Annotated in this window: 24 protein-coding genes; 20 read left to right on the plus strand and 4 right to left on the minus strand. The window is 68.6% G+C overall.

Annotation, left to right across the window (positions count from 1 at the left end; genetic code table 11):
- The first annotated feature begins 82 nt into the window (after window positions 1-82).
- From B8W67_RS01505 to B8W67_RS01525, 5 genes are all read left to right on the plus strand, one after another.
- Window positions 83-859 (plus strand): deoxyribonuclease IV, encoded by a 777-nt coding sequence (locus tag B8W67_RS01505; RefSeq protein ID WP_085301962.1) that lies wholly within the window; start codon window positions 83-85, stop codon window positions 857-859.
- 248 nt (window positions 860-1,107) lie between these two features.
- Entirely contained in the window at window positions 1,108-2,745 is a 1,638-nt protein-coding gene (locus B8W67_RS01510) for an acyl-CoA dehydrogenase family protein (protein ID WP_085301964.1), read from the plus strand.
- A 4-nt stretch (window positions 2,746-2,749) separates the two neighbouring features.
- Complete coding sequence (locus tag B8W67_RS01515) at window positions 2,750-3,685, plus strand: crotonase/enoyl-CoA hydratase family protein (protein ID WP_069392800.1); 936 nt, start codon at window positions 2,750-2,752, stop codon at window positions 3,683-3,685.
- A gap of 3 nt (window positions 3,686-3,688) precedes the next feature.
- On the plus strand, window positions 3,689-4,447 hold the full coding sequence (locus B8W67_RS01520; RefSeq protein WP_234806632.1) for a PaaX family transcriptional regulator C-terminal domain-containing protein: 759 nt from the start codon (window positions 3,689-3,691) through the stop codon (window positions 4,445-4,447).
- Entirely contained in the window at window positions 4,444-5,208 is a 765-nt protein-coding gene (locus B8W67_RS01525; RefSeq protein ID WP_085301966.1) for a crotonase/enoyl-CoA hydratase family protein, read from the plus strand. Before B8W67_RS01520 ends, B8W67_RS01525 begins: the two co-directional genes overlap by 4 nt.
- Here B8W67_RS01525 and B8W67_RS01530 read toward each other — a convergent pair.
- Both B8W67_RS01530 and B8W67_RS01535 read right to left on the minus strand, forming a co-directional pair.
- The gene (locus B8W67_RS01530; protein WP_069392798.1) at window positions 5,205-5,600 is read right to left on the minus strand and encodes a DUF3060 domain-containing protein; all 396 of its coding nucleotides are present in this window, start codon (window positions 5,598-5,600) and stop codon (window positions 5,205-5,207) included. The genes B8W67_RS01525 and B8W67_RS01530 overlap by 4 nt on opposite strands.
- Before the next feature lies 1 nt (window position 5,601).
- Window positions 5,602-5,979, minus strand: coding sequence for a DUF3060 domain-containing protein (locus tag B8W67_RS01535; protein WP_069392797.1), 378 nt, complete (start codon window positions 5,977-5,979; stop codon window positions 5,602-5,604).
- 269 nt (window positions 5,980-6,248) lie between these two features.
- Here B8W67_RS01535 and B8W67_RS01540 point away from each other — a divergent pair, with 269 nt between their 5' ends.
- From B8W67_RS01540 to B8W67_RS01575, 8 genes are all read left to right on the plus strand, one after another.
- On the plus strand, window positions 6,249-6,821 hold the full coding sequence (locus B8W67_RS01540) for a TetR/AcrR family transcriptional regulator (protein WP_069392796.1): 573 nt from the start codon (window positions 6,249-6,251) through the stop codon (window positions 6,819-6,821).
- Between the two features lie 104 nt (window positions 6,822-6,925).
- Window positions 6,926-8,074 carry a mechanosensitive ion channel family protein gene (locus tag B8W67_RS01545; protein WP_084228903.1) on the plus strand — a complete coding sequence of 383 codons (1,149 nt, stop codon included), beginning with the start codon at window positions 6,926-6,928 and terminating at the stop codon, window positions 8,072-8,074.
- Window positions 8,075-8,374: 300 nt separating this feature from the next.
- On the plus strand, window positions 8,375-8,749 hold the full coding sequence (gene rpsL / locus B8W67_RS01550; RefSeq protein WP_069392795.1) for a 30S ribosomal protein S12: 375 nt from the start codon (window positions 8,375-8,377) through the stop codon (window positions 8,747-8,749).
- Window positions 8,749-9,219, plus strand: a complete 471-nt coding sequence (gene rpsG / locus B8W67_RS01555; protein WP_069392794.1) for a 30S ribosomal protein S7 — start codon at window positions 8,749-8,751, stop codon at window positions 9,217-9,219. The genes rpsL and rpsG overlap by 1 nt, the downstream gene beginning before the upstream one ends.
- 70 nt (window positions 9,220-9,289) lie before the next feature.
- A complete protein-coding gene (gene fusA, locus B8W67_RS01560; RefSeq protein WP_069392793.1) occupies window positions 9,290-11,395 on the plus strand; it encodes an elongation factor G in 2,106 nt (701 codons plus the stop codon).
- A 145-nt stretch (window positions 11,396-11,540) separates the two neighbouring features.
- Window positions 11,541-12,731: an elongation factor Tu gene (gene tuf, locus B8W67_RS01565; RefSeq protein WP_069392792.1), complete on the plus strand. Its 1,191-nt coding sequence runs from the start codon at window positions 11,541-11,543 to the stop codon at window positions 12,729-12,731.
- 174 nt (window positions 12,732-12,905) lie between these two features.
- Window positions 12,906-13,712, plus strand: a complete 807-nt coding sequence (locus B8W67_RS01570; protein ID WP_234793941.1) for a mycofactocin-coupled SDR family oxidoreductase — start codon at window positions 12,906-12,908, stop codon at window positions 13,710-13,712.
- A gap of 196 nt (window positions 13,713-13,908) precedes the next feature.
- Window positions 13,909-15,102 (plus strand): NAD(P)/FAD-dependent oxidoreductase, encoded by a 1,194-nt coding sequence (locus tag B8W67_RS01575; protein WP_069392791.1) that lies wholly within the window; start codon window positions 13,909-13,911, stop codon window positions 15,100-15,102.
- Here B8W67_RS01575 and mftR read toward each other — a convergent pair.
- Window positions 15,099-15,710, minus strand: a complete 612-nt coding sequence (gene mftR / locus B8W67_RS01580; RefSeq protein ID WP_069392790.1) for a mycofactocin system transcriptional regulator MftR — start codon at window positions 15,708-15,710, stop codon at window positions 15,099-15,101. The two genes, B8W67_RS01575 and mftR, sit on opposite strands and share 4 nt — an antisense overlap.
- A 107-nt stretch (window positions 15,711-15,817) precedes the next feature.
- Between mftR and mftA the strand changes: the two genes are divergently transcribed.
- The 7 genes from mftA (at window position 15,818) to mftG (ending at window position 22,260) form a co-directional block, all read left to right on the plus strand.
- The gene (gene mftA / locus B8W67_RS01585; RefSeq protein WP_069392789.1) at window positions 15,818-15,910 is read left to right on the plus strand and encodes a mycofactocin precursor MftA; all 93 of its coding nucleotides are present in this window, start codon (window positions 15,818-15,820) and stop codon (window positions 15,908-15,910) included.
- Window positions 15,895-16,206, plus strand: a complete 312-nt coding sequence (gene mftB / locus B8W67_RS01590; RefSeq protein ID WP_174254739.1) for a mycofactocin biosynthesis chaperone MftB — start codon at window positions 15,895-15,897, stop codon at window positions 16,204-16,206. Before mftA ends, mftB begins: the two co-directional genes overlap by 16 nt.
- Window positions 16,203-17,381, plus strand: coding sequence for a mycofactocin radical SAM maturase (gene mftC, locus B8W67_RS01595; RefSeq protein WP_069392787.1), 1,179 nt, complete (start codon window positions 16,203-16,205; stop codon window positions 17,379-17,381). Before mftB ends, mftC begins: the two co-directional genes overlap by 4 nt.
- A 2-nt stretch (window positions 17,382-17,383) precedes the next feature.
- Window positions 17,384-18,583, plus strand: a complete 1,200-nt coding sequence (gene mftD / locus B8W67_RS01600) for a pre-mycofactocin synthase MftD (protein ID WP_069392830.1) — start codon at window positions 17,384-17,386, stop codon at window positions 18,581-18,583.
- A gap of 131 nt (window positions 18,584-18,714) precedes the next feature.
- Entirely contained in the window at window positions 18,715-19,428 is a 714-nt protein-coding gene (mftE, locus tag B8W67_RS01605; RefSeq protein WP_234793937.1) for a mycofactocin biosynthesis peptidyl-dipeptidase MftE, read from the plus strand.
- Window positions 19,425-20,837: a mycofactocin biosynthesis glycosyltransferase MftF gene (mftF, locus tag B8W67_RS01610; RefSeq protein WP_069392785.1), complete on the plus strand. Its 1,413-nt coding sequence runs from the start codon at window positions 19,425-19,427 to the stop codon at window positions 20,835-20,837. The genes mftE and mftF overlap by 4 nt, the downstream gene beginning before the upstream one ends.
- A gap of 4 nt (window positions 20,838-20,841) precedes the next feature.
- On the plus strand, window positions 20,842-22,260 hold the full coding sequence (mftG, locus tag B8W67_RS01615) for a mycofactocin dehydrogenase MftG (RefSeq protein WP_174254738.1): 1,419 nt from the start codon (window positions 20,842-20,844) through the stop codon (window positions 22,258-22,260).
- Here mftG and B8W67_RS01620 read toward each other — a convergent pair.
- Window positions 22,245-23,495: a cytochrome P450 gene (locus B8W67_RS01620; RefSeq protein WP_085302036.1), complete on the minus strand. Its 1,251-nt coding sequence runs from the start codon at window positions 23,493-23,495 to the stop codon at window positions 22,245-22,247. The two genes, mftG and B8W67_RS01620, sit on opposite strands and share 16 nt — an antisense overlap.
- Between the last annotated feature and the right edge of the window lie 110 nt (window positions 23,496-23,605).

Here is a 23,605-nt window from a genome sequence, read left to right on the forward strand (position 1 = left end):
GCGCGCGGTGGGCGTGCGCGTGGCCACGCGGTCGGCGTGCGGCGGGGCGGGACCGGTTCGGCCGGTCACTAGACTGGCCGGCGTGCTCATCGGTTCTCATGTCAGCCCCAAGGATCCGATAGCGGCGGCGAAAGCCGACGGCGCGGACGTGGTGCAGATCTTTTTGTCCAACCCGCAGAGCTGGAAGCCGCCGACACCGCGTGCCGACGCTGCAGCCCTGCGTAATGCGGATCTGCCGATCTACGTGCATGCGCCGTATCTGATCAACGTGGCCTCGGCGAACAACCGGGTTCGGATCCCATCCCGCAAGATCTTGCAGCAGACCTGCGACGCCGCCGCCGACATCGGGGCTGCCGGGGTGATCGTGCACGGCGGCCACGTCACCGCCGACTCCGAACTCGACGATGACCTCGCCGAGGGGTTCGCCCGGTGGCGCAAAGCCCTCGACCAACTGGACTCCGACGTGCCGGTGCTGCTGGAGAACACCGCCGGTGGGGAGCGGGCGATGGCGCGCCGCTTCGACGTGATCGCCCGACTGTGGGACCGCATCGGCGACACCGGTGTCGGCTTCTGTCTGGACACCTGCCACACCTGGGCGGCCGGTGAGGCGCTCATCGACGCGGTGGAGCGGATCACCGCGATCACCGGGCGCATCGATCTGGTGCACTGCAACGACTCCAAGGATGCCGCCGGGTCCGGCCGTGACCGGCACGCCAACCTCGGCACCGGCCAGATCGACCCGCAGTTGCTGGTGGCGGTGGTGAAAGCCGCCGGCGCACCGGTGATCTGCGAGACCGCCGAGGACGGGCGCAAAGACGACATCGCCTTCCTCAAAGAGCACGTGGCCGCCGGGCGCTGAATCGCCGCGCGCCCCGGAGTGCCAAACCTCGCCCCGTCTCGGGCGTTGAGGCGGCGGCGAAAGCCGCAGATGCTGCTGAGATCGACGCCCCAGCGGACACACACCGTCATATACGCGGGTGTATGTCCGCTGGGGCATCGATCTCAGTCATGACTTCGGCCAGTGGGCCCCGGCGGGGCACCGGCAGGCCCCGCCCCACCTGCAATTACAGTTCTTGTGCGATTGGCGCAATAATGTAACACTAGGTTATGGCTGATACGCACACCGTCACCAACCAAGTGGCGCCCCTGCAGGGCTACAACCCGGCGACATCGCCGGTGCTCCGCGAGGCCCTGATCCGGGAGGGCGGTGAGTGGGGCGTCGAGGAGGTCGCCGAACTCGGCGCACTCTCCGGGTCCGCCCAGGCCCAGCGCTGGGGAGAACTCGCCGACCGCAACCGGCCGATCCTGCACACCCACGACACCATCGGCAACCGCATCGACGAGGTCGAATACGACCCCGCCTACCACGAGCTGATGCGCACCGCGCTCGAACACGGTCTGCACGCCGCGCCGTGGGCCGATGACCGGCCCGGCGCCCACGTGGTGCGTGCGGCCAAGATGGGGGTGTGGACCCCGGAGCCGGGTCATCTGTGCCCGATCTCGATGACCTACGCGGTGGTGCCGGCCCTGCGCTACAACCCCGAACTCTCCGCGATCTACGAACCGCTGTTGACCAGCCGCACCTACGACCCGCAGTTGACGGTGCCCGCCACCAAGGCCGGGATCACCGCCGGCATGTCGATGACCGAGAAACAGGGCGGCTCCGACGTGCGCGCCAACAGCACCGAGGCCGCCCCCAACGCCGACGGCAGCTACACCCTGACCGGGCACAAGTGGTTCACCTCCGCGCCGATGGGCGACATCTTTTTGGTGCTCGCCCAGGCGCCCGGCGGGCTGAGCTGCTTCCTGCTGCCCCGCATCCTGGCCGACGGCACCCGCAACCGGATGCACCTGCAGCGTCTCAAGGACAAACTCGGCAACCATGCCAACGCCTCCTCGGAGATCGAATACGACGGCGCCACGGCCTGGCTGGTGGGGGAGGAGGGCCGCGGCGTCGCGGTGATCATCGAGATGGTCAACCTGACCCGCCTGGACTGCACCCTGGCCAGCGCGACGAGCATGCGCGCCGGACTGAGCCGGGCGATCTATCACACCCAGCACCGCAGGGCATTCGGCGACTACCTGATCGACCAGCCCCTGATGCGCAACGTGCTCGCCGACCTGGCGGTGGAGGCCGAGGCCGCCACCCTGCTCGCGATGCGGATGGCCGGGGCCACCGACAATGCCATCCGCGGCGACGAGCGCGACGGTGCGCTGCGGCGCATCGGCCTGGCCGCCGGCAAATACTGGGTCTGCAAACGCGCCACCGGTCATGCCGCGGAGGCGATGGAATGCCTGGGCGGCAACGGCTACATCGAGGACTCGCAGATGCCGCGGTTGTACCGGGAGGCGCCGCTGATGGGGATCTGGGAGGGATCGGGCAACGTCAGCGCGTTGGACACCCTGCGCGCCATCGTGACCCGCCCCGAATCGGTTGAGGTGCTCTTCGACGACCTGGCGAGCACCGCCGGGGCCGACCCGCGGCTGGCCCGCCACGTCGACACCCTCAAGGCCACCCTCGGCGACCTCGATGACGTGACCGGCGCCCAGTACCGGGCCCGCCAGATCGCCGAGGACATCGCCCTTGCCCTGCAGGGCATGCTGCTGATCCGCCACGGCAACCCGGCGGTCAGCGAGGCGTTTCTGGCGACCCGCTTTGACCGCAAGGGGGGATCGGCGTACGGGACATTGCCGAGCGGGTTGGATCTGGATCCCATCCTCGGGCGTGTCCTGGTGACAGACTGACGGCATGCGCCACCACATCGCCCCGGTCGAATACGACAACCTGCGGACGATGACCTATGAGGTCACCGACCGCGTCGCCCGCATCACGTTCAACCGTCCCGAGCGGGGCAACGCGATCACCGCCGACACCCCGCTGGAGCTCTCGGCGCTGGTGGAGCGCGCCGACCTGGATCCGAACGTGCACGTGATCCTGGTGTCGGGCCGCGGGGAGGGCTTCTGCGCGGGCTTCGACCTCGGGGCCTACGCCGAGGGCAGCGCCCCGGCCGGCGGAGAGAACTACCGCGGCAGCGTGCTCGACGGCAAGGTCCAGGCCGACAACCATCGCCCGGACCGGCCCTGGGACCCGATGGTCGACTACCAGATGATGAGCCGGTTCGTGCGCGGCTTCTCCTCGCTGATGCGCGCCGACAAACCGACCGTGGTGAAGATCCACGGCTACTGCATCGCCGGCGGCACCGACATCGCACTGCACGCCGACCAGATCATCACCGCCGACGACGCCAAGATCGGCTACCCGCCCATGCGGGTGTGGGGAGTCCCGGCGGCGGGACTGTGGGCCCACCGCCTCGGTGACCAGCGCGCCAAACGACTGCTGTTCACCGGTGACTGCCTCACCGGGGCGCAGGCCGCCGAGTGGGGCCTGGCGGTGGAGGCGCCCGCGGCCGCCGACCTCGACGAGCGCACCGAGCGGTTGGTCGCCCGGATCGCCGCGATGCCGGTCAACCAGTTGATCATGGCCAAACTGGCGCTCAACAGCGCGCTGCTGCAACAAGGTGTCGCCACCAGCCAGATGCTCTCCACCGTGTTCGACGGGATCGCCCGCCACACCCCGGAGGGGTACGCCTTCGTCGACGACGCCACCGGCAACGGCTTCCGTGAGGCGGTGCGCCACCGTGACGAACCGTTCGGCGACCACGGCCGGCGCGCCTCCGGGGTGTAGCCGGTGCCGGGCCCGCCGCGACGGCTGACCGCCCGATCGGTGGTGCTGTCGGTGCTGCTGGGCGCGCACCCCGCACACGCCGATGCAGCCGAATTGATCCGTCTCACTGATGATTTCGGCATCAGAGACACCACCTTGCGGGTAGCGCTGACCCGCCTGGTGGGCGCCGGTGATCTCATCCGGTCCGACGACGGCTATCGGCTCGCCCCGAGACTGCTGGCCCGCCAGCGCCGCCAGGACGAAGCGCTGGACCCGCAGACCCGCAGCTGGCACGGTGACTGGACGACGCTGATCATCACCAGTATCGGCAACGATGCGCGCTCCCGTGCGGAGCTGCGAACCACCCTGCAGCACCACCGTTTCGCCGAATTGCGCGAGGGGGTGTGGATGCGTCCGGACAATCTACGGCCGGTCCTCGACGACGCCACAGCGGCCCGGTTGCGCGTGCTGCGCTCGCGTGACAGTGCGCCGCGTGAATTGGCTCGGCAGTTGTGGGATCTGACCCGGTGGGCGCGCGACGGCGAAGCCCTGCTGACCGAGATGGCCGACGCCGGCGACGTCCCGGGCCGGTTCGTCGTGGCCGCAGCGATCGTGAGGCTGTTGCTCACCGACCCGGTGCTGCCCAGCGAGTTGCTGCCCGACCGGTGGCCCGGCGAGCGGCTGCGCCGGGCCTACCGGGAATTCGCCGCCGAATTCTCCGCGCGCCTGCCCGGTGGCGCCGCGCATCCCGAATTCGCCGCTGACAGTGTGGAGGTGTCATGACCGATCTGGTCGAGGTGCACCGGTCCGGACCGGTCACCACTGTGGTGATCAACCGGCCCGCGGCACGCAACGCGGTGAACCGCCCGACGGCCGAGGCGCTCTACGACGCCTTCGCCGCTTTCGACGCCGATGACGACGCCGCCGTGGCGGTGCTCTGCGGAGCCGGCGAAAGCTTCTGCGCCGGAGCTGATCTCAAGGCGTTCGGCACCCGTGAGGTCAACCGGGTCGCCCCCGACGGCCCGGGCCCGATGGGGCCGACGCGGATGGTGCTGTCCAAGCCGGTGATCGCCGCGGTGCACGGCTACGCGGTCGCCGGCGGACTGGAACTGGCGCTGTGGTGCGATCTCCGGGTCGCCGCCGAGGACGCGGTGTTCGGGGTGTTCTGCCGCCGGTGGGGCGTGCCGCTCATCGACGGGGGCACGGTACGGCTGCCGCGGCTGATCGGTCAGAGTCGCGCGATGGACATGATCCTCACCGGCCGCGCGGTCGGCGCCCGCGAGGCCGCGGCGATCGGGTTGGCCAACCGGGTCGTGCCGGCCGGGCAGGCGCGGGTCGCCGCCGAGGAGATGGCCGCCGAACTCGCGGGCCTGCCGCAGCGTTGCCTGCGCGCCGACCGGTCCTCGGTGCTGCACCAGTGGGGCCGCCCGGAGGCCGACGCGTTGGCATCTGAGTTCGACAGCTTCGCCGCGGTCGCCGCCGAAGCCGCCGCCGGGGCGGGGCGGTTCAGTGCCGGGGCGGGCCGGCACGGCGCACCCGGTTAACCCCGGTGGACGGTGTTCTCCGAACCGAGGTCGCTGACGGCCGGATCGCCGTCGCGGTAGGTGACGGTGTTGTTGAACCCCACGATCGACAACTCAGCGTCGATGCGTTCGACGGTGATCTTGTTGTCGGTGCCGCCGATCTTCACCGAGTGACAGGTCCCGGTCACCGTCAGGGTGTTGTTCGACCCGCCCACGTTGAGTGATTTGCCGTCCCCGCAGTCGAGTTCGGCGGTGGTGCCCACCGACCCGTAGTTGACGGTGTCGCCGACCTGCAGTTGCGCCGTGGGGCTGCCGGAGGCGGGTTCGGCGGAGTCCTGGCGCGAACCGCACCCGACCGGCACGCCGGCGAGCAGCAGCACCGCGAGCGCGGCCGGGACGCGGTGACGGCGCATGCTAGGCCGGGATGCGCTGCAACCGGTTGGCCATGCCCAACTCGCGGCCGCGGTCGATCAGCGCCGGCTCGCCGTTGTGGAACAACACCGTCTGGTCGATGCCGAACGCCGTGATGTCGTTGACGATGGTGTCGGCGATGACGGTGTTGCCCGAGCCCTGCAACGTCACCGCCCAGCAGGTGCCGACGGCGTTGATGACGTTCTGCGAGCCGTTCACATAGAGCGTGGCGTTGTTGCAGTCCACGGTCTGGTGGATGCCCTGGCCCATGATGTGGGTGTCGCCGTAGATCGCCCCGGCCGGGGCGATCGGGACGATCAGCGCCGCGGCGAGGCCGGTGGCGCACCCTGCGGCCAGCGCGCCGACGGTCGTCGATTTCACCGTGCACCACCTCCGGGGGAGTCGCGGATGATCCGATTGCTCGGATCGGTCCCGAGAGCCTATGACGAGCCCATGACGAGCCTAGAGGTGTCCCCGAGAAGCCCCCGAGAACACTACGAGCAGACTACGACGGTCGGGGGCGCTGTGGGCCGGTGATGGGTGAGTTGGCCGACTCCGCGGCACGGGCGGTCCACTACAGTGCGGTCTGAACGCGTCTGGGCGCGGCGAAGCGGCGGCGGGGCCGTGGAACATGAGCGGGATGGAGACGCATGACAACGCGGCCGGCGCGGCTGAGTCGGGAGAGCATCGTCAACGGTGCCCTGACGTTCCTGGACCGGGAGGGCTGGGAGCCGCTGACGATCAACGCCCTCGCCGCCCAGCTCGGAACCAAGGGCCCGTCGCTGTACAACCACGTCGACAGTCTCGAAGATCTGCTCCGCACGGTGCGGATGCGCGTCGTCGACGACATCATCGGGATGCTCAACCGGGTCGGTCAGGGCCGTGAGCGCGACGACGCGGTCGTGGCGATGGCCGGCGCTTACCGCAGCTACGCCCACCACCACCCCGGCCGGTACTCGGCGTTCACCCGGATGCCGCTGGCCGGCGACGATCCGGAGTTCACCGCCGCCACCCGGGCGGCGGCGGGACCGATCATCGCGGTGCTGGCCTCCTACGGGCTCGGCGGGGAGGAGGCGTTCGGCGCCGCGCTGGAGTTCTGGTCGGCGATGCACGGATTCGTGCTGCTGGAGATGACCGGGGCGATGCAGGGCGTCGACCCCGATGCGCTCTACACCGACATGGTGCAACGGCTCGCCTCCGGGATCGAACGCCGAACCCGCTGAACGTCGCCGGGGCCGGCCCCGGCGGGGGCCTGACGGGAACGCCGATCTGCCCTAGGGTTGGACACAGATCCCAACCGGCCGCGACTCGCAGGAGTTGATAACGCATGCTCGAGGGATTCGAGCTGGATTCCAACCCCCGACTCTCCTCGGTCACCCACATCGCGGGGATCGCCACCTGGGTGATCGCCGCGATCGCCGTGGCGTATCTGCTGGGCTGGGTGATCTCCTGGCTGCTGCGGCGCTTCGGCCACGACAGCGGCATCGTCCACGACCTGGCGACGTTCACCCGCTGGCCGTTTCGCACGACGTTGATGGCGATCGCGGCGAACATCGCGCTGGCCGCCACCGTCCCCGCCGACACCGTCTGGCGCCCCCGCATCGACCACGGGCTGCACATCGTGATCATCGCCGCGCTGACCTGGCTGATCGCCAGCCTGGTGATGGTCGCCGAGCGGCGCGCCGTGGCCCGACTGACCGTCGGCGACGACCACCTCACCGGCGGGCACCGGCGTCGGCGCCGGATCCAAACCCAGGTGATGACGCTGCGGCGGCTGGCGATCGTCATCATCATCGTGCTCGGCGCGGCGGCCGCACTGATGACCTTCCCGGGGTTCACCCAGATCGGCACCACACTGTTCGCCTCTGCCGGGGTGCTCTCGGTGGTGGCCGGTCTGGCCGCCCAGACGTCCCTGGGATCGGTGTTCGCCGGCATGCAGATCTCGTTCTCCGACGCGATCCGCGTCGGAGACATCGTCGTGCTGGAGGGCGAGTACGGCCGCATCGACGAGATCACCCTGACCTACGTGGTCGTCCAGATCTGGGACCAGCGCCGGCTGGTGCTGCCCACCACCTACTTCACCACCAACCCGTTCGAGAACTGGACCCGCAACGCCACCGAACTGTTCGGCACCGTCGAGATGGATGTGGACTTCACCGTCCCGGTCGACGAGATGCGCGCCGAACTGCAGCGCATACTCGCCGACAACAAACTGTGGGACGGGCGCGCCTCCTCGCTGCGGGTCACCGACGCCGTCGGCGGCTACCTGCGGGTGCGTCCGACAGTCAGCGCCGCCGACGCCGACTCGCTGTTCCTGTTGCGCTGTGCGGTGCGCGAAGGCCTGATCGATTGGCTGCAGCGCACCTACCCCGATGCGCTGCCGCGATTCCGCGTCAGCCAGCAGCAATCCGCGCCCGCCGAGGCCGTCGGGTCGGCGCTGTCGGGGCGCAGCGGTGGCGCTGACGGCACCCATTGAGGGTGCCGGGCCGGTGTTAGACCGGTCTCGGACCGGTGCCGGGCGCGCCGCCGGGCCCCGGTGACGGCTGCTGCTTTGACCTGCCCGACCAGCGGCGGGTATCGTAGGACCTCGTGCCTGGCCGCTGACGGCGCCTCGGGTGACCGTCAGGCGTGCAGCCGGGCCGATTCGCGTGTCCAGTGTGCAACGGAGGAAATCCGCGGCCAGCGCATGCGACACACCCGGTCGCGGGGTACTGCGGCAGGGCATAACTGCAGTACGACAAACTTTTAACAACGGAGCGACACAGGAAGCCGGTAGATGCCAACCATTCAGCAGCTGGTCCGCAAAGGGCGCCGCGACAAACCCGCCAAGGTCAAGACCGCGGCCCTCAAGGGCAGCCCGCAGCGCCGCGGGGTGTGCACCCGCGTGTACACCACCACACCGAAGAAGCCGAACTCGGCGCTTCGCAAGGTGGCGCGTGTGAAGCTGACCAGCGGCGTGGAGGTCACCGCCTACATCCCCGGCGAGGGCCACAACCTGCAGGAGCACTCGATGGTGCTGGTGCGCGGCGGCCGGGTGAAGGACCTGCCCGGTGTGCGCTACAAGATCATCCGCGGCTCGCTGGACACCCAGGGTGTGAAGAACCGCAAACAGGCCCGCAGCCGTTACGGCGCCAAGAAGGAGAAGAGCTGATGCCGCGTAAGGGTCCGGCTCCCAAGCGTCCCCTGCTCAACGACCCGGTCTACGGGTCGCAGCTGGTCACCCAGCTGGTGAACAAGGTGCTGGTGCAAGGAAAGAAATCGCTGGCCGAGCGCATCGTCTACGGTGCGCTGGAACAGGCCCGCGACAAGACCGGCACCGACCCGGTCATCACGCTCAAGCGCGCGCTGGACAACGTCAAGCCGTCGCTGGAGGTGCGCAGCCGTCGTGTCGGTGGCGCCACCTACCAGGTGCCGGTCGAGGTGCGTCCGGACCGCTCCACCACGCTGGCGCTGCGCTGGCTGGTCAGCTTCTCCCGGCAGCGTCGGGAGAAGACCATGGTCGAGCGGCTGGCCAACGAGATCCTCGACGCCAGCAACGGCCTGGGGGCCGCGGTCAAACGCCGTGAGGACACCCACAAGATGGCCGAGGCGAACCGGGCTTTCGCTCACTACCGCTGGTGAGCTGGCGCGCCGCCCGCCGGCGCAGACGAACATCGAAGTCAAGTAACCGAAAAGAGTTGGGAAAACTTCTGTGGCACAGAAGGACGTGCTGACCGACCTGAACAAGGTCCGCAACATCGGCATCATGGCGCACATCGACGCCGGCAAGACGACGACGACCGAACGAATCCTGTTCTACACCGGCGTCAACTACAAGATGGGCGAGACCCACGACGGCGCCTCGACCACCGACTGGATGGAACAGGAGCAGGAGCGCGGGATCACCATCACCTCCGCGGCGGTCACCTGCTTCTGGAACGACAACCAGATCAACATCATCGACACCCCCGGCCACGTCGACTTCACCGTCGAGGTGGAGCGGTCGCTGCGGGTGCTCGACGGTGCGGTCGCGGTGTTCGACGGCAAAGAGGGCGTGGAGCCGCAGTCCGAGCAGGTGTGGCGCCAGGCCGACAAGTACGACGTGCCGCGGATCTGCTTCGTCAACAAGATGGACAAGCTCGGTGCGGACTTCTACTTCACCGTCGGCACCATCAAGGACCGCCTCGGCGCCAAGCCGCTGGTCATCCAGCTGCCGATCGGTGCGGAGAACGACTTCGAAGGCGTCGTCGACCTGGTCGAGATGACCGCCAAGGTGTGGCGCGGCGAGACCAAGATGGGCGAGACCTACGAGACCGTCGAGATCCCCGCCGAGCTCGCCGACAAGGTCGAGCAGTACCGCGGTGAGCTGCTCGAGGCGGTCGCCGAGACCGACGAGGCGCTGCTGGAGAAGTACCTGGGCGGGGAGGAACTCACCGTCGAGGAGGTCAAGGGCGCGATCCGCAAACTGACCGTCTCCAGCGAGATGTACCCGGTGCTGTGCGGCAGTGCGTTCAAGAACAAGGGCGTCCAGCCGATGCTCGACGCGGTCATCGACTACCTGCCGTCGCCGCTGGACGTCGAGTCGGTGCGCGGCCACGTGCCCGGCGACGAGGACCAGGAGATCTTCCGCAAGCCGTCGGTCGACGAGCCGTTCTCGGCGCTGGCGTTCAAGATCGCCGTGCACCCGTTCTTCGGCAAGCTGACCTATGTGCGGGTCTACTCCGGCAAGGTCGACTCCGGTGCGCAGGTCGTCAACTCCACCAAGGGCAAAAAGGAGCGGCTGGGCAAGCTGTTCCAGATGCACTCCAACAAGGAGAACCCGGTGGAGTCGGCGTCGGCCGGCCACATCTACGCGGTGATCGGACTGAAGGACACCACCACCGGCGACACCCTCAGCGACGCCAACAAGCAGATCGTGCTGGAGTCGATGACGTTCCCGGACCCGGTCATCGAGGTCGCCATCGAGCCGAAGACCAAGAGCGACCAGGAGAAGCTGTCGCTGGCGATCCAGAAGCTCGCCGAGGAAGACCCCACCTTCAAGGTGCACCTGGACGCCGAGACCGGCCAGACCGTCATCGGCGGGATGGGCGAGCTGCACCTGGACATCCTCGTCGACCGGATGCGCCGCGAGTTCAAGGTCGAGGCCAACGTCGGTAAGCCGCAGGTGGCCTACCGCGAGACCATCAAGCGCAAGGTGGAGAACGTCGAGTTCACCCACAAGAAGCAGACCGGTGGCTCGGGGCAGTTCGCCAAGGTCATCATCACCTTGGAGCCGTTCACCGACGAGGAGGGCGCGACCTACGAGTTCGAGAACAAGGTCACCGGGGGGCGCATCCCGCGCGAGTACATCCCGTCGGTGGACGCCGGGGCGCAGGACGCCATGCAGTACGGCGTGCTGGCCGGCTACCCGCTGGTGAACCTCAAGCTCACCCTGCTCGACGGCGCGTACCACGACGTCGACTCCTCGGAGATGGCGTTCAAGATCGCCGGCTCCCAGGTTTTGAAGAAGGCCGCGACGGCGGCCCAACCGGTCATCCTCGAGCCGATCATGGCTGTCGAGGTCACCACGCCCGAGGAGTACATGGGCGATGTGATCGGTGATTTGAACTCCCGCCGTGGCCAGATCCAGGCCATGGAAGAGCGCAGCGGTGCCCGCGTCGTCAAGGCGCACGTCCCGCTGTCGGAGATGTTCGGCTACGTCGGCGACCTGCGGTCGAAGTCACAGGGCCGGGCGAACTACACCATGGTGTTCGATTCCTACGCCGAAGTGCCGGCGCAGGTGTCGAAGGAGATCATCGCCAAGGCGACGGGGGAGTGAGCACCCGCCCACGACACCGCACGACGACGGGTGCATGAGCGTCCGCTGACGCACCCGGAGTAATCTTGCCCGGTCACTACCGCGGCACAACTGAAAACATCCACACTGCTGTAACAGGCACCAACAAGTCCAGGAGGACACAGAAGTGGCGAAGGCGAAGTTCGAGCGGACGAAGCCGCACGTCAACATCGGGACCATCGGTCACGTTGACCACGGCAAGACCACGCTGACCGCGGCTATCACCAAGGTTCTGCACGACAAGTTCCCCGACCTGAACGAGTCGCGCGCATTCGACCAGATCGACAATGCGCCCGAGGAGAAGCAGCGCGGTATCACGATCAACATCTCCCACGTGGAGTACCAGACCGACAAGCGGCACTACGCCCACGTCGACGCGCCCGGCCACGCCGACTACATCAAGAACATGATCACCGGTGCCGCCCAGATGGACGGCGCGATCCTGGTGGTCGCGGCGACCGACGGCCCGATGCCGCAGACCCGCGAGCACGTGCTGCTGGCCCGTCAGGTCGGTGTGCCCTACATCGTGGTCGCCCTGAACAAGTCGGACATGGTCGACGACGAGGAGCTCCTCGAGCTCGTCGAGATGGAGGTCCGCGAGCTGCTGGGCGCCCAGGACTTCGACGAGGAGGCCCCGGTGATCCGGGTGTCGGCGCTGAAGGCCCTCGAGGGTGACGAGAAGTGGGTCGAGTCGGTCGCCCAGTTGATGGAGGCCGTCGACGAGAAGGTGCCGGACCCGGTCCGCGACACCGACAAGCCGTTCCTGATGCCGGTGGAGGACGTCTTCACCATCACCGGGCGTGGCACCGTGGTGACCGGCCGTGTCGAGCGTGGCGTGATCAACGTCAACGAGGACGTCGAGATCGTCGGGATCCGTCCGGATACCACCAAGACCACCGTCACCGGTGTGGAGATGTTCCGCAAGCTGCTCGACCAGGGCCAGGCCGGTGACAACGTCGGTCTGCTGATCCGCGGGATCAAGCGTGAGGACGTCGAGCGCGGCCAGGTCGTGGTCAAGCCCGGCACCACCACCCCGCACACCGAGTTCGAGGGCCAGGCCTACATCCTGTCCAAGGACGAGGGCGGTCGGCACACGCCGTTCTTCACCAACTACCGTCCGCAGTTCTACTTCCGGACCACGGACGTGACCGGTGTGGTGACGCTGCCGGAGGGCACCGAGATGGTGATGCCCGGTGACAACACCGAGATGACCGTCAAGCTGATCCAGCCGGTCGCCATGGACGAGGGCCTGCGGTTCGCCATCCGTGAGGGTGGGCGCACCGTCGGTGCCGGCCAGGTCACCAAGATCATCAAGTAGGTTCAACGCAGGGCGCGAGCCCCTGGCGCGAGCCGATGCGGAAGTCCCCGACACCATGGTGTGCCGGGGACTTTCGCATTCTGCGCGTCACGCCCTCGCCGACGGGTGGAACGTGTTGCAGTTTAGGCTGCTAGCCTCACCTGGGTGAGCGAGAACCAGAACCCCGATAAGCCGCTGGACGGACAGGTGGCGTTCGTCACCGGCGCCGCCCGCGGGCAGGGCCGGTCGCATGCGGTCCGTCTGGCCCGCGCCGGCGCCGACGTCGTCATCTCCGACATCTGCGCCCCGGTCTCCGAGTGCATCACCTATCCGCCGGCCACGCCGGAGGAGTTGACCGAAACGGCCCGACTGGTGGAGGCCGAGGGCCGAAAGGCGCTGGCGCGTCAGGTCGACGTCCGCGACGACGCCGCGCTGCAGGGCTTGGTCGCCGACACCGTCGAGCAGTTCGGTCGCCTCGACATCGTCGTCGCCAACGCCGGCGTGCTGACCTGGGGCCGGCTGTGGGAACTCAGCGACGAACAGTGGAACACCATCGTCGATGTCAACCTCACCGGCACCTGGCGCACGCTGCGCGCGACGGTCCCGGCGATGATCGCCGCCGGCAACGGCGGATCGATCGTGGTGGTCTCCTCCTCGGCCGGGGTGAAGGCGACCCCGGCCAACGGCCACTACTCGGCGACCAAGCACGGGCTGGTCGCGCTGACCAACACCCTGGCGCTGGAGGTCGGCGAGTACGGTATCCGGGTCAACTCGATTCACCCCTACTCGGTGGACACCCCGATGATCGAACCCGAGGCGATGGCAAAGGTTTTCGCCGATCATCCGGCGTATCTGCACGCATTCCCGCCGATGCCGGTCAAAAACGACGGCTTCATGAGCCCCGACGCGATCTCCGATGTGGTGCTCTGGCTGGCCGGTGACGCCTCGGCGACCCTGTCCGGCGCCCAGATCCCCATCGACAAGGGCTCGCTGAAGTACTGACGCGGCCCACGCGGCTCACTGTAGGTAGCGTTCGACGGCCTGCGGGGCACCAACTGACGCGGTACGACGACCACCGGGGCCTTTCTGTCGCCGGCGGCGGCCGGCCCGGCACGGTTTTCTGGCCCGCCGGCACGTTGCGGCAGGAATGCTCACGGCCGGATGCACAAGGGCCGCCGCGATCGTGTATGAACTTCAGATGGGCAGTAGCAGCGGAACGCAGGGGATCGTCATCGTCGGCGGCGGGCTGGCGGCGGCACGCACAGCAGAGCAGCTGCGCCGAGCCGACTACTCCGGCCCGATCACCATCCTCAGCGACGAGGAGCACCTGCCGTATGACCGGCCGCCGCTGTCGAAGGAGGTTCTGCGCAGCGAGGACCACGGCCTGGCCGACGTCACCCTCAAACCGCAGGAGTTCTACGACGACAACGACATCACGCTGCGCCTCGGTGCGGCGGCCGCCGGCGTGGACACCGCCGCCCGCACCGTGAGCCTCGCCGACGGCGGCACCGTGGGCTACGACGAGCTGGTCCTGGCCACCGGGCTGGTGCCGCGACGCATTCCTGACATGCCCGACCTCGACGGCATCTGTGTGCTGCGCTCCTTCGACGAGAGCCTGGCGCTGCGCCGTGCCGCGGCCTCGGCCCGCCGCGCGGTGGTCATCGGGGCCGGCTTCATCGGCTGCGAGGTCGCGGCCAGCCTGCGCGGGCTCGACGTGCAGGTGGTGCTGGTGGAACCGCAGCCCGCACCGCTGGCGTCGGTGCTCGGTGAACAGATCGGCGCCCTGGTGGCCCGGCTGCACAGCGACGAGGGGGTCGATGTGCGCACCGGGGTGGGGGTCTCGCGTATCCGCGGGCACGGCCACGTCGAGTCGGTGGTCCTGAGCGACGGCGCCGAAATCGACACCGACCTGGTCGTGGTGGGCATCGGGTCGCGCCCGGCCACCGACTGGCTTGACGGCAGCGGCATCGACGTCGACAACGGGGTGCTGTGCGACCCGGCCGGGCGCACCAGTGCGCCGCACGTGTGGGCACTCGGCGACGTCGCCTCCTGGCGCGACCAGTCCGGACACCAGGTGCGCGTGGAGCATTGGAGCAACGTCGCCGAACAGGCCCGGGTGGTCGTGCCGGCGCTGCTCGGCCAGGACGCACCCGCCACGGTGGTCGTTCCCTACTTCTGGAGCGACCAGTACGACGTGAAGATCCAATGCCTCGGCGAGCCCGCCGCCACCGACGTCGTCCACCTCGTCGAGGACGACGGCCGGAAGTTCCTCGCCTACTACGACCGTGACGGGGTGATCGCCGGGGTGGTCGGAGCGGGACTGCCGGGCAAGGTGATGAAGGTGCGGGCCAAGATCGCGGCCGGCGCCCCGATCACCGAGGTGATGGACTAGAAGGCGGCGTCGAATCCGCCGCGCACCACGTCGAACGCATCACCGAGCGCCTGCGGCAGCGACACCGAGTCGTCGGCCAGCCAGCGCTCGTAGGCGCTCAACGCCACGCCGAGCATCGTCCAGGCCACCGTCTGCGGTCCCAGCGCCGAGGCGGGGGTGCCGGTGCGCTCGGCGACGAACTCGGCGATCACCGCACGCCACCCGGCGTACATGGTCATCGAATACGCCTGCAGCTCCGCGGTCTCCAAGATCACCCGCATCCGCTGACGATGCCGCGCGGTTTCCAGTTCGTCGAACGTGTTGAACGTCAACAGCGCATCGCGTAGCGCATCGCCCAACGGCACCGCGTCATCGACGTGGTCGAGCAGTGCGCGCAGCGTCTGCAGGTGGTCATCGAAGGCGCCCCAGGGCAGAGCGTTCTTCGATCCGTAGTAGCGGAACAGGGTGCGCCGGGCGATCCCGGCGGCCTGCGCGACGTCATCGACGCTGACCTCACCGAAACCGCGGGCGGTGAACAGGTCGATCGCCACATCACTGATGTGGTCGGGGGTCGTCGACCGGCGACGCCCCGCCCGAGTCCGCGGAGAGGGGCCCGGACCACGTTGCATGGCGACCACCGTCTTCCTTTTCTGGCACTCGATGCCATATTATGGTCACCGATTGTGACCGACCCGACAGCCCCATGTCGAGTCCCCGCCGACGAAAGGCCAGTCTCATGGACGCCGACCAGCAGACCGAGAACACCGAACTCGTCACCGAGAGCCTTGTGGAGGAAGTCTCGATCGACGGGATGTGCGGGGTCTACTGAGCGTGCCCGCACCCGCCGTGACGGACTTCGACCCCGACGTCACCTGGCGGTTGCATCCTCAGGTGGCGGTGCGCCCCGAACCGTTCGGGGCGCTGCTGTACCACTTCGGAACCCGCAAGCTGTCGTTTCTGAAAAACCGCACCATCGTCGAGGTGGTGAACCTGCTGGCCGAGCACCCTGACGCGCGTTCGGCGTGTCGGGCGGCCGGCATCGCCGACGAGGACAGCGCCCCTTATCTTCACGCCCTCGGCGTGCTGGCCCGCTCGAACATGCTCGTCCCCGAGGAGAAGCCATGACCTCCGTAGCCCCCGTCCCACGTCTGGTCGACCAGTTCGAAAGCGGTTTGGATGCGCCGATCTGCCTGACCTGGGAGCTGACCTACGCCTGCAACCTGGCGTGCGTGCACTGCCTGTCCTCGTCGGGCCGGCGTGACCCGCGGGAACTGTCCACCCAGCAGTGCAAGGACATCATCGACGAACTCGAACGTATGCAGGTGTTCTACGTGAACATCGGTGGTGGCGAACCGACTGTGCGGCCGGACTTTTGGGAACTGGTCGATTACGCCACCGCTCACCACGTGGGGGTGAAGTTCTCCACCAACGGCCTGCGCATCACCCCGGAGGTGGCTGCCAAGCTGGCGGCCAGCGACTACGTCGACGTGCAGATCTCCCTCGACGGTGCCACCGCGGAGGTCAACGACGCCGTCCGCGGGGTCGGCTCCTACGACATGGCCATTCGGGCTCTGCAGAACCTCGCCGACGCCGGTTTCGCCGACGCCAAGATCTCGGTGGTCGCCACCCGGCACAACATCGACCAACTGGACGATTTCGCCGCGCTGGCCGACCGCTTCGGAGCAACCCTGCGGATCACCCGGCTGCGCCCTTCCGGTCGGGGCGTGGATGTTTGGGATGACTTGCACCCCACCGCGGCCCAGCAGGGTCAACTCTACGACTGGCTGGTCGCCAAGGGTGATCACGTGCTGACGGGGGACTCGTTCTTCCACTTGTCCGGACTGGGGCAACCCGGCGCACTGTCGGGGCTCAACCTGTGCGGTGCCGGCCGGGTCGTCTGCCTGATCGATCCCGTGGGCGACGTGTACGCCTGCCCGTTCGCCATCCACGACCGGTTCCTCGCGGGAAACGTGTTGAGCGACGGCGGATTCGACAACGTCTGGAAGAACGCCCCGCTGTTTTTGGAACTACGCGAGCCGCAGGCCGCCGGGGCGTGCGCCACCTGCGAGTTCTTCGACAGCTGCCGCGGCGGGTGCATGGCGGCCAAGTTCTTCACCGGGCTGCCCCTGGATGGCCCGGATCCCGAATGCATCCAGGGCTACGGCGAATCGGCGCTGGCCGCTGACCGCCAGAAGCCCCGACCCAGCGGTGACCACTCCCACCGGGGTCGGCCCGCCACGCCGGTGCCGCTGACCCTCAGCGCACCGCCCAAACGACTCTGTGATGAAAGCCCGGTGTAGTGATGGCCCGTGACCAGTGGTTCGAGACAGTCGCTATCGCGCAACAGCGCGCCAAGAAGCGACTGCCCAAATCGGCGTATTCATCGCTGATCTCGGCGAGCGAAAAGGGAATCACGGTTTCGGACAACGTCGAATCCTTCGGCGAACTCGGATTCGCGCCGCACGTCGTCGGGGCGCCGGCTAAACGTGATCTTGCCACAACCGTTATGGGCCAAGATATCTCGATGCCCGTCGTGATCTCCCCGACTGGTGTTCAGGCTGTCGACCCCGACGGTGAGGTGGCCGTCGCGCGCGCCGCAGCCGCACGGGGGACGGCGATGGGGCTCTCCTCGTTCGCCAGCAAGCCGATGGAGGAGGTCATCGCGGCCAACCCGCAGGTGTTCTTCCAGATCTACTGGCTCGGTGGACGCGACGCGATCGCCGAACGGGTGGAACGGGCCCGTGCCGCCGGGGCGGTCGGCCTGATCGCCACGACGGACTGGTCGTTCTCGCACGGCCGGGACTGGGGCAGCCCGAAGATCCCCGAGAAGATGGATCTGCGCACCATGGCCCGGATGATGCCCGAGGCGTTGGCGCGTCCGGGCTGGTTGTGGCGCTTCGGCAAGACGCTGCACCCGCCCAACCTGCGGGTGCCCAACCAGGGCAAACGCGGCGAGGCGGGGCCGCCTTTCTTCGACGCCTACGGCGAGTGGATGGGCACGCCGCCGCCGACCTGGGATGACATCGCCTGGTTGCGCGAGCTGTGGGGCGGCCCGTTCATGCTCAAGGGTGTGATGCGGGTCGATGACGCGAAAAAGGCTGTCGACGCGGGAGTTTCGGCGATCTCAGTGTCGAACCACGGCGGCAACAACCTCGACGGCACACCCGCGGCGATTCGGGCGCTGCCGGCGATCGCCGACGCGGTGGGCGACCAGATCGAGGTCCTTCTCGACGGCGGTATCCGCCGTGGCAGTGACGTCGTGAAGTCGCTCGCACTGGGAGCGCGCGCGGTGATGATCGGGCGCGCCTATCTGTGGGGGCTGGCCGCCGCGGGGCAGGCCGGGGTGGAGAACGTCCTCGACATCCTGCGCGGCGGGATCGACTCGGCGTTGATGGGGCTGGGCTGCTCGTCGGTCCACGACCTCACCCCGGAGCACATCTTGATCCCCGAGGGCTTCGCCCGTCCGCTCGGAGTCGACGCAGCGGAGCGCCTCGGCCGCTGAGTCACGGTGCGGACGGTGCAGGCGTGACGAACGTGACGGCCTGTTCATCGCCGGGTGCGGTTGGGCGGAAAAACTCCGCCGAACCCGGCGAAAGTCTCGCGCTCCAGGCGGATTCGACCTACCATCGGCGAGTGGCTTTCCCTGTCGAACTTGGTGGGTTGACAGCTGCACAGGTGTCTGAGTCCTCGGCCGCGCTGCTGGTCCCGGTCGGGTCGACCGAGCAGCACGGCCCCCATCTCCCGCTGGACACCGACACCCGCATCGCCACCGCGGTGGCCGGTGGGGCCGCCGCGCGGCTGGCCGAGCACACGCCGTGGAGGCTGGCTCCCGCCCTGGCCTACGGGGCCAGCGGTGAGCACCAGGGTTTTGCCGGCACGATCTCGCTGGGCACGGAGGTCCTGACGACGGTGCTGGTGGAATACGGTCGGTCCGCCGCGCAGTGGGCGCCCCGGTTGGTCTTCGTCAACGGCCACGGCGGCAACGTGCAGGCCCTGCGGGCCGCAGTGGCCCTGCTGCGCCGGGAGGGCCGCGACGTCGCCTGGGTGCCGTGTACTACGGTGGGCGCCGACGCACACGCCGGGCACACCGAAACGTCGGTGATGCTGTATCTGTCGCCGCTGGAGGTGGTGACCGACCGGCTCCAACGGGGCAACGACGCATCGTTGGCCGAGCTGATGCCGGCCATCCGGCGCGGCGGCATCCGTGCGGTGAGCGAGGTAGGGGTGCTGGGGGATCCGACGACGGCGACCGCGAGCGACGGTCAGCGAATCTTCACCGAAATGGTCGCCGAGTGTGTCCGGCGGATCACCGCCGGGGCCGTGGGTGCTGACGGGATGCTGGGATGAACCAGCCTCGCCTGCCCGATGGCTTCGCCGTGCAGATGGACCGCCGGGTCCGGGTGCTCGGCCGCGGCTCGGCGCTGCTCGGCGGGTCGCCGACCCGACTGCTGCGGCTGGCGCCGGCAGCTCAGATGATGCTCACCGACGGCCGGCTGCAGGTGCGCGACGCCGACAGCGCCCGGCTCGCGCGCACACTGCTGGACGCGACCGTGGCCCATCCCCGGCCCGAAAGCGGCCCCTCGCATCACGACGTGACTGTTGTTGTCCCGGTGCGCGACAACGCATCCGGTGTGCACCGGCTGATGCGTGCGCTACGCGGACTGCGGGTCATCATTGTCGACGACGGCTCGGCCGAACCGCTCCGAGCCGAGGATTTCGGCGGCGCCGAATGCGCCGTTGAGGTGCTTCGCCACGGCAGCAACCGCGGGCCCGCCGCCGCCCGCAACACCGGTCTGCGGGCGGCCGCCAGTGACTACGTCGCCTTCCTGGACTCCGACGTGGTGCCACGTCGCGGCTGGCTGGAGGCGCTGCTGGGGCATTTCTGCGATCCGACGGTGGCGTTGGTCGCCCCCCGCATCGTCAGCCTGGCCCACGACGACACCCCGATCGCCCGCTACGAGGCGGTGCACTCATCGCTCGATCTCGGCGGGCGTGAGGCTCCGGTCATCCCGTACAGCACAGTGTCGTATGTGCCGAGCGCTGCGATCATCTGCCGACGTGACATCCTCACCGACATCGGCGGTTTCGACGAGGGCATGCGCTCCGGTGAAGACGTCGACCTGTGCTGGCGACTGGTGGAAACCGGTGCCCGGCTGCGCTACGAGCCGGTCGCGCTGGTCGCCCACGATCACCGCACCCGCCTCGGGGGCTGGCTCTCCCGCAAGGCCTACTACGGTCAGTCCGCCGCGCCGCTCAGCGAGCGCCACCCCGACAAGACCGCGCCGCTGGTGGTCTCCGGGTGGACGATGGCGATCTGGGCGGTGATGATGCTCGGCGCTCGGGTGGGCTATCCGGCGTCGCTGGTTCTGGCCGCGCTGACCGGCGGAAGGGTCGCGCGGGCGATGCGCGGACCCGATACCCGGGCCTACGACGTGGTCGTCGTGCTGCTGCGCGGACTGATGTCCTCGGTGCTGCAACTGGCGTCGGCGCTGTGCCGCGAGTACTGGCCGTTGGCGCTGATCGGGGTGCTGGTGTCACGGAGGTGCCGGCAGGCGGTGGTGATCATCGCCGTGGTCGAGGGGCTGGTGGATTGGCTGCGCCGCAGTCGCACCGCCGAATCTGACCTCAAACCGATCGGCCCCCTGATCTACCTGCTGCTCAAGCGTCTCGACGATCTCGCCTACGGGGTCGGCGTCTGGAACGGGATGGCCCGCGAGCACAGCCTTCGGGCACTGCGGCCCGTGATCCGGGCCTAGGACGTTGTCCGCGCCGACCCGCGATGTGGTGGTCATCGGTGCCGGCAGCGCGGGCTCTGTCGTGGCGGCCCGCCTCGCCGCCGACCCCTCCTGCGCGGTCACCGTGATCGAGACCGGTACCCACCCGCCTGCCGGAACCCGGTCGGCGGCCCGGCTTCCGCTCGGCGAGCGCTCCACCGTGGTGCAGCGGTACCCCAGCCGCCTCACGGCCGCGCCACCGCGCTGGACGCAGCTGGTGCGAGGTTGCACCGTCGGCGGGTCCGGTGCCGTCAACGGTGGATACTTCTGCCGCGCGATGCCGGCCGACTTCGACACCGGCTGGCCGCCCGGCTGGGCCTGGCCGCAGGCACTGGAACACTTCCGGGCGCTCGAAGACGACCGCGACTTCGCCGGCCCCGCCCACGGCCACGACGGACCCATCGTGGTGGCGCGCAGCAGCGATTTCGTCGGTGCCACCGAGGCGTTTGTCGCCGCAGCGCGACACGCCGGATTCCGGTGGATCCCCGACCTCAACGACGCCGGACACGACCTGCCCGACGGGGTCGGGGCGGTGCCGTTGAACATTCTGCAGGGCAACAGGAGTGACCCGGGAACAGCGTTCTTGCAGCCGGTGGCGGGGCAACCCAATGTCACGGTGATGACCGAGACGACCGCGGTGCGGCTACAGATCGCCGCCGGGCGGGTCGTCGGGGTCGATATCGTCGGTCCCGACGGTCCGTCGACGATCTATGCGGACCGAATCGTGTTGTGCGCCGGTGCTATCGGGACAGCGCAGCTGTTGATGCTTTCCGGGATCGGCGACGAGGGCCTGTTGGGCCGACTGGGGATCCCGTTGGTGCAGCCATTACCGGTCGGCCTTAACTGTGTCGACCATCCCGAGTGGCTGTTTGCGGTCGAGTGGCCCGCGGTGTCGGGGCATCCCCCGTTGGAAGTGGTTCTGACCACCGCGGATGGTCTTGAAATTCGGCCCTATACTACGGGATTCAGATCGATGGTCGGTGAATCGACTGGCGGGCAGGATGATCCGGTTCATATCGGGGTGGCATTGATGCGACCGCGACGGCGGGTTCTTGTGACGCTGGATTCGGCGGATCCGTCGATCGCTCCGCGGATCGAGCAGGACTATGACCGGGAGCCCGCCGATGTCGCCGACCTCGAAAGGGGCGCACTGCTGGTCGACGAACTCGTCGGCGCGGCGGGTTCGTCGCCGGTGTGGGCCACATCGCAGCATCTGTGTGGGAGTGCCCCGATGGGCCAAGTCATCGACGAGCGCTGCCGGGTCCACGGCGTCGACGGGCTGTGGGTGATCGACGGCGCGGCGCTACCGGTGATTCCCCGCCGCGGCCCGCACGCCACGATCGCGATGCTCGCCCACCGGGCGGCAGAATTCGTCGGAGACGGGTCCGCTCAACGCACCCGGTAGCGGATCGGCAGGTGCTTGAGCCCGCCGACGAACGTCGTGGCGATCAACTGCGGCTCACCGGCGAGTTCGATCGACTCCAGCCGTGGGACCAACTCGGTGAAGAAGCTGTTGATCTCCATGCGGGCCAACGCCGACGCCACACAGAAGTGCACGCCGTATCCGAACGACAGATGCTTGTTCGGATCGCGGCTCACATCGAAGCGGAACGGATCGTCGAAGACGGCCTCGTCGCGGTTGGCCGACACATACGACAGGTACACCGAGTCCCCTTCGGGGATCGGCACTCCGGCGACGGTCGTGTCGGCGGTCGCGGTACGCATGAACTCCTTGACCGGGGTGACCCAGCGGATGATCTCCTCCACGGCGGTCGGCATCAGCGTCGGGTCCGCACGCAACCGGTCGAGCTGATCGGGGTGTTCGACGAGCGCGCGCAGACCCCCGGCGATGGCGGCACTGGTGGTGTCGTGCCCGGCGGTGGCCAAGATGACGTAGTAGGACGCGGTGTCGACGTCGGACAGTGGCGCACCGTCGATGCGGGCGTTGGCGATGGTGGAGGCCAGATCGTCGGTCGGGGTGGCACGGCGCTGCGCGGTGAGGGCGGCGAAGTAGTTGAAGAAGTCCAGCAGCACCGGGAACTGCTCCTCGGGGGTGAACCCGCGCCGGTACTCGTCGTCGTCTCCGCCGAAGAGTTCCTGGGTCAACCTGAGCATCCGTGGGAAATCCGACTCCGGCAACCCCAGCAGCGACATGATCACGTACAGCGGGTAGTTGACCGCGACCTCCTGGACGAAGTCGCAGTCGGGTCCGATCTCGGCCATCTTGTCGACGTAGATCTTGGCCAGTTCGTCGACGCGCGCCTTCATCGCCCGCATCGCCTTGGGCCGGAACCAGTCGGCGGCGATGGCCCGCATCTTGTGATGGTGCGGGTCGTCCATGTGGATCAGGGTGCGCAGACCCATGCCGGCGGCCAGCTGCGCCTGCTGGATGTCGTCGGCCTCGGCGGTCGTCAGCACCGGGCGCGGCGCGTTGATCCACAGCGCGTTGTCGCGCTCGATGTCCATGATGTCGGCGTGGCGGGTGACCGCCCAGAACGGCCGATACGGCGGACGGTCCACCAGCGACACCGGGGCGTGGACGCGCAGATGACTCAGCGCTGCGTGCAGGCGGTCCTCGTCGGTGTAGGCGGTCGGGTCGGCCAGCACCGCGGCGGCCTGGTCGACGATCGGTGCGGGCATCCGGCGCTCCTCCACGTGACGGGTGTCAACTGGTGTCCAGTCTGGCCGATCGGTGGGCCTGTCGGGGCGCGTTGCGGCGATTGCTCCCAGTAGGCTTCCAAGGCGTGTGG

Origin of the sequence: Mycolicibacillus koreensis (genome assembly GCF_002104795.1) — a bacterium.
GTDB lineage: Bacteria > Actinomycetota > Actinomycetes > Mycobacteriales > Mycobacteriaceae > Mycobacterium > Mycobacterium koreense.